General features: G+C 64.4%; 13 protein-coding genes. 10 read left to right on the plus strand and 3 right to left on the minus strand.

Features of this window, described 5'->3' with window-relative positions; genetic code table 11:
* Positions 1-23 precede the first annotated feature (23 nt).
* The 7 genes from J7359_RS06355 (at position 24) to J7359_RS06385 (ending at position 6,622) form a co-directional block, all read left to right on the plus strand.
* Complete coding sequence (locus J7359_RS06355; protein WP_209055747.1) at positions 24-1,289, plus strand: sarcosine oxidase subunit beta family protein; 1,266 nt, start codon at positions 24-26, stop codon at positions 1,287-1,289.
* Between the two features lie 91 nt (positions 1,290-1,380).
* Entirely contained in the window at positions 1,381-1,638 is a 258-nt protein-coding gene (locus J7359_RS06360) for a hypothetical protein (RefSeq protein ID WP_209055749.1), read from the plus strand.
* Positions 1,639-1,740: 102 nt separating this feature from the next.
* A complete protein-coding gene (locus tag J7359_RS06365; protein ID WP_209055751.1) occupies positions 1,741-2,076 on the plus strand; it encodes a TfoX/Sxy family protein in 336 nt (111 codons plus the stop codon).
* Positions 2,077-2,412 (plus strand): sarcosine oxidase subunit delta, encoded by a 336-nt coding sequence (locus J7359_RS06370; protein WP_209055753.1) that lies wholly within the window; start codon positions 2,077-2,079, stop codon positions 2,410-2,412.
* On the plus strand, positions 2,409-5,336 hold the full coding sequence (locus J7359_RS06375) for a sarcosine oxidase subunit alpha family protein (RefSeq protein WP_209055755.1): 2,928 nt from the start codon (positions 2,409-2,411) through the stop codon (positions 5,334-5,336). The genes J7359_RS06370 and J7359_RS06375 overlap by 4 nt, the downstream gene beginning before the upstream one ends.
* A complete protein-coding gene (locus J7359_RS06380; RefSeq protein ID WP_209055757.1) occupies positions 5,329-5,847 on the plus strand; it encodes a sarcosine oxidase subunit gamma family protein in 519 nt (172 codons plus the stop codon). Before J7359_RS06375 ends, J7359_RS06380 begins: the two co-directional genes overlap by 8 nt.
* Positions 5,848-6,022: 175 nt before the next feature.
* A complete protein-coding gene (locus J7359_RS06385; RefSeq protein ID WP_209055759.1) occupies positions 6,023-6,622 on the plus strand; it encodes a superoxide dismutase in 600 nt (199 codons plus the stop codon).
* A gap of 111 nt (positions 6,623-6,733) precedes the next feature.
* On the opposite strand, the gene J7359_RS06390 is transcribed toward J7359_RS06385, so the two are convergent.
* Positions 6,734-7,684 (minus strand): calcium-binding protein, encoded by a 951-nt coding sequence (locus J7359_RS06390; protein WP_209055761.1) that lies wholly within the window; start codon positions 7,682-7,684, stop codon positions 6,734-6,736.
* A gap of 143 nt (positions 7,685-7,827) precedes the next feature.
* Here J7359_RS06390 and J7359_RS06395 point away from each other — a divergent pair, with 143 nt between their 5' ends.
* Genes J7359_RS06395 through der form a run of 3 tightly spaced genes read left to right on the plus strand, consistent with a single transcriptional unit; the run spans position 7,828 to position 11,349 of the window.
* Complete coding sequence (locus J7359_RS06395; RefSeq protein WP_209055763.1) at positions 7,828-8,496, plus strand: tetratricopeptide repeat protein; 669 nt, start codon at positions 7,828-7,830, stop codon at positions 8,494-8,496.
* Positions 8,497-8,539: 43 nt separating this feature from the next.
* A complete protein-coding gene (locus J7359_RS06400; RefSeq protein WP_247740224.1) occupies positions 8,540-9,868 on the plus strand; it encodes a PQQ-binding-like beta-propeller repeat protein in 1,329 nt (442 codons plus the stop codon).
* A complete protein-coding gene (gene der, locus J7359_RS06405) occupies positions 9,865-11,349 on the plus strand; it encodes a ribosome biogenesis GTPase Der (protein WP_209055765.1) in 1,485 nt (494 codons plus the stop codon). Before J7359_RS06400 ends, der begins: the two co-directional genes overlap by 4 nt.
* A gap of 8 nt (positions 11,350-11,357) precedes the next feature.
* Here der and J7359_RS06410 read toward each other — a convergent pair whose 3' ends face one another.
* Complete coding sequence (locus J7359_RS06410; protein ID WP_209055766.1) at positions 11,358-12,116, minus strand: hypothetical protein; 759 nt, start codon at positions 12,114-12,116, stop codon at positions 11,358-11,360.
* A 72-nt stretch (positions 12,117-12,188) separates the two neighbouring features.
* The gene (gene serS, locus J7359_RS06415; protein ID WP_209055768.1) at positions 12,189-13,481 is read right to left on the minus strand and encodes a serine--tRNA ligase; all 1,293 of its coding nucleotides are present in this window, start codon (positions 13,479-13,481) and stop codon (positions 12,189-12,191) included.
* Positions 13,482-13,593 lie beyond the last annotated feature (112 nt).

Below are 13,593 nucleotides of genomic sequence, written 5' to 3' on the forward strand. Positions count from 1 at the left end.
CGCGACCGAGGAAGGGGATCCAGATGCCAGCTGCTTCACGCTCCGGCCGCTATTCCGTGTTCGCCATTGCGCGCGAGGCGTTTCGACAGCACCAGCAATGGGGCAGGGCCTGGGCCAGCCCCCAGCCGCGCGACAGATACAAGATCGTCATCGTCGGCGCGGGCGGGCACGGGCTGGCGACCGCGTATTACCTGGGCAAGAATTTCGGCATCACCGATATCGCGGTCATCGAGAAAGGCTGGCTTGGCGGCGGCAATACCGGCCGGAATACCACGATCATCAGGTCCAACTATCTGCAGGATCCATCGGCGGCGCTGTATAACAAGTCGCTAAGCCTTTACGAGACGCTGTCACAGGACCTGAACTACAACATCATGTTCAGCCCACGCGGCCTGATCATGCTGGCCCAGACCGAACACGAGGTGCGCGGCTACAAGCGCACCGTCTACGCCAACAACCTGCAAGGTGTGTCGACCGAATGGATCGAACCCGCCCGCGTCAAGGAACTGGTGCCGATCATCAACCTGGACGGCCCGCGCTATCCGGTGCTTGGCGGGCTTTATCAGGCGCGCGGCGGCACGGCACGCCATGATGCGGTGGCCTGGGGTTATGCGCGCGCCTGTTCCGACATGGGCATGCACATCATCCAGAACTGCGAGGTGCAGGGCGTGGAAACCGAGGCCGGGCAAGTCCGCGCCGTCAACACCTCGAAGGGCCGGATCGGCTGTGACAAGCTGGCGCTTATCGTCGCGGGTCATTCCTCGCAGTTGGCCGAGATGGCCGGTTTCCGCCTGCCCATCGAAAGCGTCGCATTGCAGGCGCTGGTCAGCGAGCCGATCAAGCCCTGCATGGATGTGGTGGTGATGGCCAACACCGTCCACGGTTACCTGTCGCAATCCGACAAGGGCGAAATGGTGATCGGCGGCGGCACCGACGGTTACAACAACTTCACCCAGCGGGGTTCCTGGCACCATGTCGAGGAAACCGTCCGGGCGCTGGTGGAAACCTTTCCGATGATCTCGCGCCTGAAAATGCTGCGTCAATGGGGCGGCATCGTCGACATGACGGGCGATCGTTCGCCGATCCTGTCCACGACGCCGGTGGGCGGGGTTTTCGTCAATTGCGGTTGGGGTACCGGTGGCTTCAAGGCGATTCCCGGATCGGGCTGGGCGATGGCGGAACTGGTGGCCAATGGCCGACCCGGTCCGTTGGCGGCCGATTTCGGGCTGAATCGCTTCCGCGAGGGCCGGTTCATCGACGAATCGGTTGCCGCCGGCGTGGCGCATTAGGCAAGCTTTCGCCAATGCCTCATCGCCTCGGAACGGATACCGGTCACGCGTCATTGTTCCCTCGACACGCTGTTGAGAGAAAGGAACACTCATGGCCGAAGGCAATAACAACAACGCTCTGTATTTCATCGTCGGCGCCGTCGTGGTGGTCGTCGCATTGCTGTTCTTCTTCATGTCGGGCGGCGACATGGATACCGCGACAGACACCACCGCCCCGGCGGGCGCGGATACGACCGTCAATGTCGATTCGGCGCCCGATGCAGCCGAGCCGGCTGATGCCGCACCGGCAGATCCTGCCCCGGCAGAACCTGCGCCGGCCGATGGCGGCACCGAGCCGACCTCGAACTGAGGCAAGCGTGACGACATTGCGCCGCGCCCTGGGTGCGTCGCGGTTTCGCAGCTTCTTGCCGGGGGCCATGCCCCCGGCTTCCGCATGTCGGCGGGTCGGATCATGACCCGCGACACCGGTCTCGAGGCGCAGCTGAGCGAAGATTTCGGACATCCCGACAACCTGTCGGGCAAGCCCATGTTCGGGGGCTGGTGCTTTCTGATGAACGGCAACATGCTGGCCGCCGCGCGCGAGGGTCGTGCGATGTTTCGCGTCGGCAAGTCCGCCGAGGCCGCCGCGCTGGCCTTGCCGGGCACCGAACCCATGTCGCAGGGTGGTCGCGCCAAGCCGGGCTTCGTCTGGTTGTCCGGCCCCGCCCTGTCTGATGACGCCATCCGCGGGAAACTTGCCGGGATGGCCTGCGAATATCTTTCCACCCTTCCGCCCAAGGATGCCTGAATGCTGATCCTGACCTGTCCCTATTGCGGGCTAGACGCCGAGGAAACCGAACTTCATCCCGGTGGCGAGGCGCATCTGAAACGCGTCGGCCCCGAGGGGTCGGATGAGGAATTCGAGGATTACATGTTCGCGCGCAAGAACGCCAAGGGCGTGCATTTCGAACGCTGGCGGCATGCCTATGGCTGCGGCAAGTGGTTTCTGGCCGCGCGCGACACGGCGAACTTGCAGGTCTATGGCACCTATCGCGCGCAGACCCATACCCCGCCTCAGGATATCGTCGATGCGATCCGCAAGGTCCGCCCCGACTGGCAGCCAGACTGGAGCCATGCCGAATGACCCACACGCCTCCTTTTCGTCTGGCCCGTGGCGGCCGCCTGATCGACCGCGCCTTCCAGATTCCGTTCCGCTTTGACGGGCGGCACCTGCGCGGGCTGCGCGGCGACACGCTGGCCTCGGCGATGCTGGCCAGCGGCCAGATGCTGATGGGTCGGTCGTTCAAGTATCACCGCCCGCGCGGTCCCGTCGCCTCGGGGGCCGAGGAACCGAACGCCTTGTTCGGTCTGGGGCAGGGCGGCAGGTTCGAACCGAACCAGCGTGCCACCACCACTGCGTTGGTTCCCGGCATGATGCTGCGCAGCCAGAACTGCTGGCCCTCGCTGGATGCCGATATCGGCGCGGTCAACAACTGGCTGTCGCCGATGCTTCCGGCGGGGTTTTACTACAAGACCTTCATCCATCCGCGCCCGTTCTGGAAACATCTGTTCGAGCCGATCATCCGCCGCAGCGCCGGTCTGGGACGTGCCCCGACCGATCCCGATCCCGATCGCTATGAACAGGCCTATGCGCATTACGATACGGTCGTCGTTGGCGGCGGCATTGCCGGACTGACCGCCGCACGCGAGGCTGCGGAGAAGGGCGGCAAGGTTCTGGTTCTTGAACAGAACCCGGTCTGGGGCGGCCGCACGCCGGTCGATCACAAGGCGGGCGAGGCGACGATCCAGGCGTTGCTGGACGATCTGCGCGGGCGGGCAAATGTCACGCTGCGCCGCAATACGATGGCAACCGGGCTTTACGATCACGGTTATCTTCTGGCGCGAGAGGCGCTGGCCGACCATGATCCGAACCAGGGCATCCCGCGACAGCGCTTGTGGCGGATCCGCGCGGGCCATATCGTCACCGCGACCGGGGCGCTGGAACGTCCGCTGGCATTCGCCTGCAACGACGTGCCGGGGGTCATGCTGGCCTCGGCTGTGCGCGATTTCATCGTGGACTATGGCGTTGCGCCGGGTCAGCGGATCGTGGTCGTGACGAACAACGACGATGCCTATCGCACCGCGCTGATCGCGCAGGATGCCGGGCTGGATGTCACGGTGCTGGACGCCCGCGACAGCGCCGATGGCGATCTGCCGCAGGCGGCACGCGCGCAGAACATCACCGTGCTGACCGGCAGCGCGATTGCCAAGGTCACGGGCGGTCGCCATGTCGAAAGCGTCGCGGTCTGCGACCAGAACGGCGAAGGCAAGCATACCGGCACGATCGACTGTGACGTGGTGGCGATGTCGGGCGGCTGGTCGCCGGTCGTGCATCTTTACAGCCATTGTGGTGGCAAGCTGCTGTGGGACGAGGAACAGGCGATGTTCCGCCCCGACCCGGATCGCCCGCCTCTGGGCGCGGATGGGCGGGGGAACGTCACCTCGACGGGTGCAGCCAGCGGCGATTTGCGCTGTGCGGGCGATATTGAACGCGCCGAGGGCGCGACCATGCCGGTCTGGTGCATGCCCAAGAATGCCCCCTACAAGCTGCGGGCGAAGATGTGGCTGGATTATCAGAACGACGTGAAGGTGACCGACGTGCAACTGGCCGCGCGCGAGGGCTATGCCAGTGTCGAACACACCAAGCGCTACACCACGCTGGGGATGGCCACCGATCAGGGCAAGGTCAGCAATATCAACGGGCTTGCGATCCTGTCGGATGCCTTGAACCAGCCGATCCCGCAGACGGGCACGACGACGTTCAGGCCACCTTATACGCCGCTGACACTGGCGACGATCGCCGCCGACGCCCGGGGCGAGGCGTTCCAGCCGCTGCGCAAGACGCCCCTGCACGCATGGCATGAACGCCACGGCGTGTCGTGGGAGCCGGTCGGCCAATGGCGCCGTCCCTATTGTTACCCCCGCGGGGACGAGGATCGTCATGCTGCGGTCAATCGCGAAATCCTGGCGGTGCGTAATTCGGTCGGGACGCTGGATGCGTCGACCCTTGGCAAGATCCTGGTCAAGGGCCCGGATGCGGGCAAGTTCCTGGACATGATGTACACCAACATGATGTCCAGCCTGCCGGTCGGGAGATGCCGCTATGGCCTGATGTGCAGCGAAAACGGCTTCCTGATGGATGATGGCGTGGTGGCCCGGCTGTCAGAGGATACCTGGCTATGCCACACGACCACCGGCGGTGCGGACCGGATACATGGCCATATGGAAGACTGGCTGCAATGTGAATGGTGGGACTGGCAGGTCTATACCGCCAATGTGACCGAACAATACGCGCAGATCGCCGTGGCCGGCCCGAAGGCGCGCGATCTGCTGGAACGTCTGCCCGGCAGCATCGATCTGTCGCAGCAGGCATTGCCGTTCATGCAATGGGTCGAAGGCGACATTGCGGGGATGCCGGCACGCATTTACCGTATCAGCTTTTCGGGCGAACTCAGCTACGAGATCGCGGTGCCGGCCGGGCGCGGCCTTGAATTGTGGGAACGCCTGCAAGAGGCGGGGCGCGATCTGGGCATCACGCCCTATGGCACCGAGGCGATGCATGTGATGCGTGCGGAAAAGGGCTTCATCATGATCGGGGATGAAACCGATGGCACCATCATCCCCCAGGATCTGGGCCTGGACTGGGCGATCAGCAAGAAGAAGTCCGACTATATCGGCAAGCGCGCGCAGTCGCGCAGCCACATGAAGGACGGGGCGCGCTGGCAGCTTGTCGGGCTGGAAAGCCTGGATGACCGGGTGATCCCGGATGGCGCATTGGCGGTGGATGAGGGCACCAATCCCAACGGGCAGCGCAAGACCCAGGGGCGCGTGACCTCCAGCTATCATTCTCCGACGCTTGGCCGACCCATCGCGATGGCGCTGGTGCGCCACGGCACCGGCCGGATGGGGCAGGTGCTGGAATTTCCGCTGCCCTCGGGCGAGGTGCTGAAGGGACGGATCTGCGATCCGGTGTTCTACGACAAGGAAGGGGCACGTCTGAATGGCTGAGGCACTTGCAACCGTCGCCCGGCTGGACGGGCTGGGCATGATCACGATCCGCGCCGACCTGTCGCGTGCGGGCGATGCCATCGCAGAGGCGGCCGGTCTTGCGATCCCGGACGCGACCCGGATCACCACCGATGGCAGCCGCAGTCTTGGCTGGATGTCGCCGGACGAATTGCTATTGATCCTGCCCGCGCAGGAAACGCCTGAGGCCATCGTGGCGCTGGAACAGGCGCTGACCGGGGAACACGCGCTGATCGCCGATGTCTCGGACGCACGGGCGGTCTTCGAAGTGATCGGGGATCATGCCAGCGACGTGATCGCCAAGCTGAGCCCTGCCGATCTTGATGCATTGCCAAAAGATGGGCTGCGCAGATCCCGCGCTGCGCAGACGGCGGCGGCGTTCTGGCGGGTCGATGGCGGCTTTCGCCTGATCGGTTTTCGCTCGACCGCAGATTATCTGGATCTGGTGCTGCAATCGGCCGCCTGTCCGGGTTCCGGTCTCGCCCCGCGATAAGCCCTCGCATTGGGAACAGATCCTTTGGGGAAATTCGCCCGCAGGTCAAAAGGGGCAGGATAGCCCCTTTTTCTGTCACGGTTCAGGAACCCGCCCCGCCCCCTTGCGTTGACCCCGCGAATGCGGGACTGTGCGCCCGACCCGCAAGCTCAACCCTTTCAGAAAGGAGAGGAAAATGGCTTTTACCCTTCCCGATCTTCCCTATGCACATGACGCTCTGGCAGACGCAGGCATGTCCAAGGAGACGCTGGAATATCACCACGACAAGCACCACAATGCCTATGTCGAGAAGCTGAACGAGCTGATCTCGGGCACCGAGTGGGAAGGCAAGTCGCTGGAAGATATCATCAAGGGCACCTACCAAAAGGGTGCCGTGGCGCAGAACGGAATTTTCAACAATGCCAGCCAGCACTGGAACCACAGCCAGTTCTGGGAAATGATGAGCCCGAATGGCGGTGAAATTCCCTCCACGCTGGTCGAGGCACTGAGCGAGAATTTCGGCTCGGTGGATGAGTTCAAGAAACAGTTCGCGGCCAAGGGTGGCGGACAGTTCGGTTCGGGCTGGGCGTGGCTGGTCAAGAACGCCGACGGTTCCCTGGAAATCACCTCGACCGAGAACGGCGTCAATCCGCTTTGCTTTGGGCAGACCGCCCTGCTGGGTTGCGATGTGTGGGAGCACAGCTACTACATCGATTTCCGCAACGCGCGCCCGAAATACCTGTCGAACTTCCTCGACAATCTGGTGAACTGGGAAAACGTCGCGTCGCGCATGTAAGCTGCGATAGCTGACGGAACCACAAGCCCGTCACCGAAAAGGAAAAGCCTGCCGCTGTCGCGGCAGGCTTTTCAATTGAGACCGGACGGTTCTGGAAGAGCGACCCGAAGACTAGGCCTCCTCACTCTCGTCCTCATCCTCGCTTTCGGGCGATGGGGTTTCTATTTCAATCGGATCACCTGACCCGGCACCAACAACGCGCAGCACCTCGACCCCATCGACCGAGATCAGCCTGTCGGCGCCATCTTCGCTGATATTCTGGCTAATCTCGGGTGGTGTCTCGCCGGCCCCGGTCGGGTCAAGATGCAGCGTGATCACGTCTTCTTCCGGATTGTAGTCGGTGATGGTGCGAACACCGTCATCGTGATCGCCGCGGTGATCGACCGCAAATTCGTCCGCGCCTTCGCCACCGGAGCCGATGTCGTCCATGCCCAGCCACAGCACGTCATCGCCCTCGCCACCGTCCAGGATATCGGGACCGTCCTCATCTGCCTCGGTCGCATTGCGCGCCGCCGCGCGATCTTCGGCGAGGCCGGACAGAGTGTCGTCACCGTCCCCGCCTGCCAGCGAATCAGGTCCGATACCCCCGATCAGCACGTCGTTTCCGGCGCCGCCGTCCAGAAAATCGTTCTGGCCGCTGCCGTCCAACGTATCGTCACCCGCGTCGCCGAACACGGAATCCGTGCCCAGGCCGGCTGACACCGCGTCGTCTCCGTCGCCGGCACGGATGGTGTCGATGCCGACCCGTGCGTCGATCTGGTCATCGCCTGCGCCGCCAAGGATATAGTCGCTGTCGCGGGACCCGGTGATGGTGTCGTCGCCGTCAAGCCCGGCCATGGCTGTCGGGGTTTCGTCGCCCGCTGTCAGCATGTCGGCGTCCTCGGTGCCGATGGCGGAGGCGCGGAATCTGTCCACGTCGAAATCGTCCAGTCCGCCGAACGGAGAATCGTCCACATCGATTCTGTCGTCGTCATCATCGTTGTGCAGGATGAAGGCTGTTGCCATGACGCCGCCGAACAGCAACCACCAAGACATCAACTCGAACATGTACCCCGTGAACATCGTGACAGTCCCCTTGTTTCCTCGCGTCTCGCACATCCGGCCGCCAGTGGCGTGGTTCGATGAACCGGGCGTCGCGGCATTGGCAATCCCACTCTGCACGGTATAAGACTGCCTGCGAAAGAAAAACTGCGGATTTTGCGGCGATGGCCAATCAGAACGACAGCTTCATCGACGAGGTGACCGAGGATCTTCGGCGCGACAGGCTGTTCGGCCTTTACCGGCGCTATGGCTGGATCGCGCTGGCGCTGATCCTGCTGCTGGTCATCGGTGTCAGCTGGTATGAATACGATCAGGCCCGGCAGCGTGCCGACGCCGAGGCGTGGGGCGACGCCGTGCTGACGGCCGAATCGTCGGAAGATCCGGCGGCACTGCTGGCCGTCGATACAGACGGATCACAGGGGCGCGAGGCGTTGTCTGCGCTGCTGGCGGCTTCGGGCTGGGTCCGCGACGGCGGCAATGACGCGGCGGCCGAAGCGCTGCGGGGCGTCGCCGGCGCCGAGGCGCAGGATTCCGTGCTGCACGATCTGGCCGAGTTGAAGCTGGTCATGCTGAACGGGTCGCAAATGGATCCGTCCGAACGGGACGCGATTCTGGCGCGGCTGTCACGATCCGGTGCGCCGTTCGAACTGCTGGCGCTGGAACAGAAGGCCGTCGCGTTGATCGAGGCGGGGCGGACCGATGACGCGATCACGCTGATCCGGCAGATTCAGCAGAAGGATGGCCTCAGCGAAGCCTTGCGTCGCCGCCTCTCCGAGATGATGATCGCGCTTGGGGTCGAGCCCGAGCCGACCGACAGCATGCAAGCCGGCTGACAGATAAGCCCGGCCAACGACGAACGACGAGGGAGAGGCGCGCATGACCGCCACGCTGCGACTGACCATGACCCTTGCGGCCGCCCTGAGCCTGTCGGCCTGCGGCGACCGCGAAGTGATCCTGCCCGGTGAAAGGCTGGACCCGCTGGCCGTCACTTCGCCGGACGGGCCGGCCGTCGAAGGGGCTGCTCCGGTCAGCTCTACCGCGTTGTCGCTGGCGGCACCGCGCGCGAACGCCGAGTGGACCCATCGCGGCGGAAACGCCGCCCATCAGCCCGGACACGTCGCGCTAAGCGGCGGCGGAACGACACGGATCTGGTCATCGGGAATAGGTCAGGGCAATGATCGCCGTCATCGCATCGCCGCCGATCCCATCGTGGGCGGGGGCCGTGTCTTCACGCTGGACAGTCGTGCAAGGGTGACGGCCAGCGCCCTGTCCGGCGGTACCGCCTGGAGCACCGACATCACCCCGGTCCGCGAGAACGGCAACAGCGCATCCGGCGGTGGTCTGGCCTATGAAGGCGGTCGGGTCTTCGTGACCACCGGCTTCGGCGAGCTGGTCGCACTGGATGCCGCCTCGGGGCAGGTGCTGTGGCGTCAACGGGTGGACGCGCCGATCGGTGGCGGTCCCGCCGTCGCGAACGGTGTCGTCTATACGGTCGCGCGCAACAATGTCGGATGGGCGGTTCGTGCCGCCGACGGCAAGGTGCTTTGGCAGACCGCCGGAACGCGGTCCAGCTCTGGCGTGATGGGCGTGGCGGTTCCTGCGGTTCAGGGCAATACCGTGATCTTCCCGTTCTCGTCGGGGCAGCTTATGGCGGCGGACACGCAGTCCGGCGCGACGCTGTGGACAGCGCAGGTTGCTGGCAGCCGTATCGGTCGTGCGATCACCTGGGTGCGTGACATGACCGGGGATCCGGTCATTTCTGGCGGTGCTGTTTATGGGGGAACGTCTTCCGGGCGCATCAATGCGGTCGAGATGGGCAGTGGCGTCGAGGCCTGGTCCGCCAAGGACGGCGCGAACAGCCCCGTCACGGTCGCCGGTGGATCGGTCTTTGCGGTCAACGACCAGGCGCAGTTGATCCGGCTTGATGCCGCAACGGGCGGGGTCATCTGGCGGGTCGATCTGCCCTATTACACCGATGAGAAGATCAAGAAGCAGGATCGCATCTATGGCCATTACGGGCCTGTGCTGGCCAGCGGTCGTCTGTTTGTTGCCTCCTCTGACGGGGTCTTGCGCGCCTTCGATCCAGCCTCGGGCGGCTTGGTCGGTCAGGCTGCAATCCCGGGCGGCGCGGCATCGGCCCCGGTGGTCGCCGGTCAAACCCTGTTCGTGCTGTCGCGCGACGGCCAGTTGCACGCCTTCAGATGAGTTTCACCCTCGCCATCGTTGGCCGGCCGAATGTCGGTAAATCAAGCCTTTTCAACCGTCTGGTTGGGAAACGTCTGGCGCTGGTCGATGATCAGCCCGGCGTCACTCGTGACCTGCGTGAAGGCGCCGGTCGTCTGGGCGACCTGCGCTTTATCGTGATCGACAGCGCCGGCCTTGAAATGGCCGATGACGACAGCCTGCAGGGACGCATGCGCCGGCTGACCGAACGCGCGGTGGACGAGGCCGATATCTGCCTGTTCGTGATCGATGCGCGGGTGGGCGTCACGGCGGCAGACGAATATTTCGCCGAAATCCTGCGCCGCCGCGCCCGCCATGTCATTCTGGCCGCCAACAAGGCCGAAGGACGCGCGGGCGAAGACGGCGCGATGGAGGCCTTTTCTCTGGGCCTGGGAGAGCCGCTGCGGATCTCGGCCGAGCATGGCGAGGGGATGGACGACCTGTATCGCGTCTTGGTGCCGTTGTCCGATGCGGTAGAGGCCGCGCGCCCGGCGCCGGTCGCCGCCGAAACCGACGTGGATCTGACCGAAGCCGAGGCCGAGGCGGGCGAGGGCGCAGAGGACTGGCGCCCCTCGGCCGCGCGACCGCTGCAACTGGCCGTGATCGGGCGGCCGAACGCGGGAAAATCCACACTGATCAACCGGATCATCGGCGAGGATCGGCTGCTGACCGGTCCCGAGGCCGGGATCACCCGCGATTCGATCAGTGTCACGACCGACTTCATGGGCACGCCCATGCGGATCTTCGACACCGCCGGGATGCGCAAACGGGCGCGCGTCACCGACAAGGTCGAGAAATTGTCGGTGGCGGACGGTCTGCGTGCTGTGCGCTTTGCCGAAGTTGTCGTCGTGCTGCTGGATGTCGCCATCCCGTTCGAGCAGCAGGATCTGCGGATCGCCGATTTCGCCGAATCCGAAGGCAGGGCCGTCGTCGTCGCCGCCAACAAGTGGGATCTGGAGGACGACAAGCCGCACAAGCTGAACGAACTGCGCGCAAGTTTCGAAAAGCTTCTGCCGCAGTTGAAAGGCGCGCCTCTGGTCACGGTCTCGGCGCGGACCGGCAAGGGGCTGGATCGGTTGCATGCCGCGGTGCTGAAGGCGCACGATGTCTGGAACCGCCGCGTGTCCACCGCCAAGCTGAACCGCTGGCTGGAGGCGATGACCGAAAGCCACCCACCGCCCGCGCCGGGTGGGCGGAGGATTCGCCTGCGTTACATGACCCAGGTCAAGACCCGTCCGCCTGCATTCATCGTCAAGGCGACCCATACCGACAAGCTGCCGGACAGCTATCAGCGCTATCTTGTCAATGGCTTGCGCGAGGATTTTGATATGCCGGGCACGCCGATCCGGCTGTTCTTCCGCGATCAGGGCGGCGACAACCCGTATCGCCACAAAGCCACGAAGATCAGCCAGTCGGGCGCGTTGTCCAAACACAAGAACCGCCAGCGACCCAAAGGGGGCTGATCGCTGGCTTAGCTTGCGGCGCGGATCAGCGCGGCGGTCATGGCGGTAATCCCAAGGATCGCCGCCAGCGCCGCCATCGGCGCGGTTCCCATCGTGGTCGCGGCAAGTCCGCAGAACGCCCAGATCAGCGCGACGGAATAGCTGAAGCTGCGTCCCAGCCTGTGCTGGACCGCCATACCCATGATCGCCGCCGGCAGTATGGCAACAATCGCGGTCTGGCTTATCCCCAAGCTGGCTTGCTCTGCGATGACGGCAGCCAGCGAGGCGGCGGCCAGACCGGTGCTCCATCCTGCCAGAAAACCGATCGCGGGCCGGTGCTGGTTTGATGCGCGAACCGATGCGACTGTTGCGCTGATCGCTGTCAGGATGGCGCAAACGGCCGCGATCAGCGGTTCCTGACCGTCCAGCCAAGGCCACAATGCGCCCCCGATCAGCGCCAGGGCAAGTGCCGGACAAACGCCATGTCCGCCACGCCGCTTCCTTGCAGGCGATTCAATAACCTCTCCGCCTGCGTCAAGCAGAACCAGCAGGAACAGGACGACCAGAAGCGCCCACATCACGGGATTTTCCGGACGCAGATACAGGTGCTGGATCAGGTCCGAGGAGGTTCGCCCCGCGAGGTCGGGTGACAGCGACGTCAGCGCACCGCCCGAACCGTAGGTTTCCTCCAGTCGGGGCAGGCCACGCGAATGCATCACGACCGCCAGGCCACTGGCGACAAAGCCAGTGGCGATCAGGATATGCGTGATGTGGCCAGCGCGAGACATACAGGCCAACGCAGCACGGTGGCCTTAGGTTTCGGATATCGTCGTCGTCGCCGAGGCGGGCCCGACAAGGCCTCAGGCCAAGATACCGTTCGCGGCAAGAACCGTCGCGCCGCCCAGATATGGGTGCAGCGCCGCCGGCAAGTTCACCGATCCGTCTGCCTGCTGGCCATTCTCCAGCACGGCGATCAGGGCGCGGCCAACCGCCAGCCCCGAGCCATTCAGCGTATGCACGAATTCCGGCTTGCCGCCACCTTCGGGGCGATACCGCGCATTCATGCGGCGCGCCTGAAAATCACCGCAATAGCTGACGCTGCTGATCTCGCGATACCTGTTCTGGCCGGGCAGCCACACCTCGATATCGTGGGTGATCCGTGCGCCGAATCCCATGTCGCCGGTGCACAGGGCGATGGTGCGATAGGGCAGGTCCAGCGCCTCGAGGATCGCCTCGGCACAACCGGTCATCCGCGCGTGTTCCGAAAGTCCGTTTTCTGCATCGGTGATCGACACCATCTCGACCTTCTCGAACTGGTGCTGGCGCAGCATCCCCGTCGTGTCGCGCCCGGCGCTGCCGGCCTCGGACCGGAAACACTGGCTGTGCGCAACCATCCTGCGGGGCAAAGTCGCCTGATCGACCAGATCGCCATGCACGGTGTTCGTCAGCGTCACCTCGGCGGTGGGGATCAGCCAGTATCCGTCGCGGGTCTGATAGCTGTCCTCGCCGAATTTCGGCAGCTGTCCGGTCCCGACCATCATCTCTTCCAGCACCAGAACCGGGGTCCAGGTTTCCTCCAGCCCGTGGCGGGTGACGTGCAGGTCCAGCATGAACTGCGCCAGCGCGCGATGCAGGCGCGCCACCGCGCCCTTCAGCAGGACGAAGCGGCTGCCCGACAGCTTTGCGGCGGTCTCAAAGTCCATGCCGGGCCGAACGCCAGAAATCTCGAAATGCTCGACCGGGTCGAAATCGAAATTGCGTGGGGCGCCCCAGCGTTTCAGTTCGACATTGTCATCTTCATCAGCACCGTCTGGAACGCTGTCCAGCGGCAGGTTGGGAATGCCCATCAGCAGATCACGCAGCCGCCCGTCCAGCAGCGCAGCCTCGGCCTGCATCTTGGCCATATCTGCCTTCTTGTCGGCCATCAGTTGACGCAGGCGCTGAAACTCCGCCTCGTTCCCGCTGGCCTTGGCGGCACCGACCTCTTTGCTGGCCCGGTTCTGTTCGGCCTGTGCGGTTTCCGCGGCGGCGATCTTTGCCCGCCTGTCGGCATCCAGTGCCAACACCTGCGCCGACATCGCCACGCCGCCGCGCCGGGTCAGCGCGTTGTCGAAGCCCTGGGGATTTTCACGGATGGCACGGATGTCATGCATGGCGTTTTACCGTCTTGGCTGGAATTGCTTGACCGCTGCCTAGCCCAAGCGCGCGCGGGGCGAAAGCCCGGCGAAAAGCTATCGGATGAATAAACCGATCCCGATGTGATGG

This window comes from Paracoccus sp. R12_2 (assembly GCF_017744015.1).
Taxonomy (GTDB): Bacteria; Pseudomonadota; Alphaproteobacteria; order Rhodobacterales; family Rhodobacteraceae; genus Paracoccus.

Excerpts from the sequence above, each read along its gene's own strand:
- J7359_RS06370 (WP_209055753.1), top strand. The coding sequence starts at position 2,077 with ATGCTGATCCTGACCTGTCCCTATTGCGGGCTAGACGCCGAGGAAACC.
- J7359_RS06355 (WP_209055747.1), top strand. The coding sequence starts at position 24 with ATGCCAGCTGCTTCACGCTCCGGCCGCTATTCCGTGTTCGCCATTGCG.
- J7359_RS06395 (WP_209055763.1), top strand. The coding sequence starts at position 7,828 with ATGGCCAATCAGAACGACAGCTTCATCGACGAGGTGACCGAGGATCTT.
- J7359_RS06380 (WP_209055757.1), top strand. The coding sequence starts at position 5,329 with ATGGCTGAGGCACTTGCAACCGTCGCCCGGCTGGACGGGCTGGGCATG.
- J7359_RS06390 (WP_209055761.1), bottom strand. The coding sequence starts at position 7,684 with ATGTTCACGGGGTACATGTTCGAGTTGATGTCTTGGTGGTTGCTGTTC.
- J7359_RS06375 (WP_209055755.1), top strand. The coding sequence starts at position 2,409 with ATGACCCACACGCCTCCTTTTCGTCTGGCCCGTGGCGGCCGCCTGATC.
- serS (WP_209055768.1), bottom strand. The coding sequence starts at position 13,481 with ATGCATGACATCCGTGCCATCCGTGAAAATCCCCAGGGCTTCGACAAC.
- J7359_RS06410 (WP_209055766.1), bottom strand. The coding sequence starts at position 12,116 with ATGTCTCGCGCTGGCCACATCACGCATATCCTGATCGCCACTGGCTTT.
- J7359_RS06385 (WP_209055759.1), top strand. The coding sequence starts at position 6,023 with ATGGCTTTTACCCTTCCCGATCTTCCCTATGCACATGACGCTCTGGCA.
- J7359_RS06365 (WP_209055751.1), top strand. The coding sequence starts at position 1,741 with ATGACCCGCGACACCGGTCTCGAGGCGCAGCTGAGCGAAGATTTCGGA.
- der (WP_209055765.1), top strand. The coding sequence starts at position 9,865 with ATGAGTTTCACCCTCGCCATCGTTGGCCGGCCGAATGTCGGTAAATCA.
- J7359_RS06400 (WP_247740224.1), top strand. The coding sequence starts at position 8,540 with ATGACCGCCACGCTGCGACTGACCATGACCCTTGCGGCCGCCCTGAGC.
- J7359_RS06360 (WP_209055749.1), top strand. The coding sequence starts at position 1,381 with ATGGCCGAAGGCAATAACAACAACGCTCTGTATTTCATCGTCGGCGCC.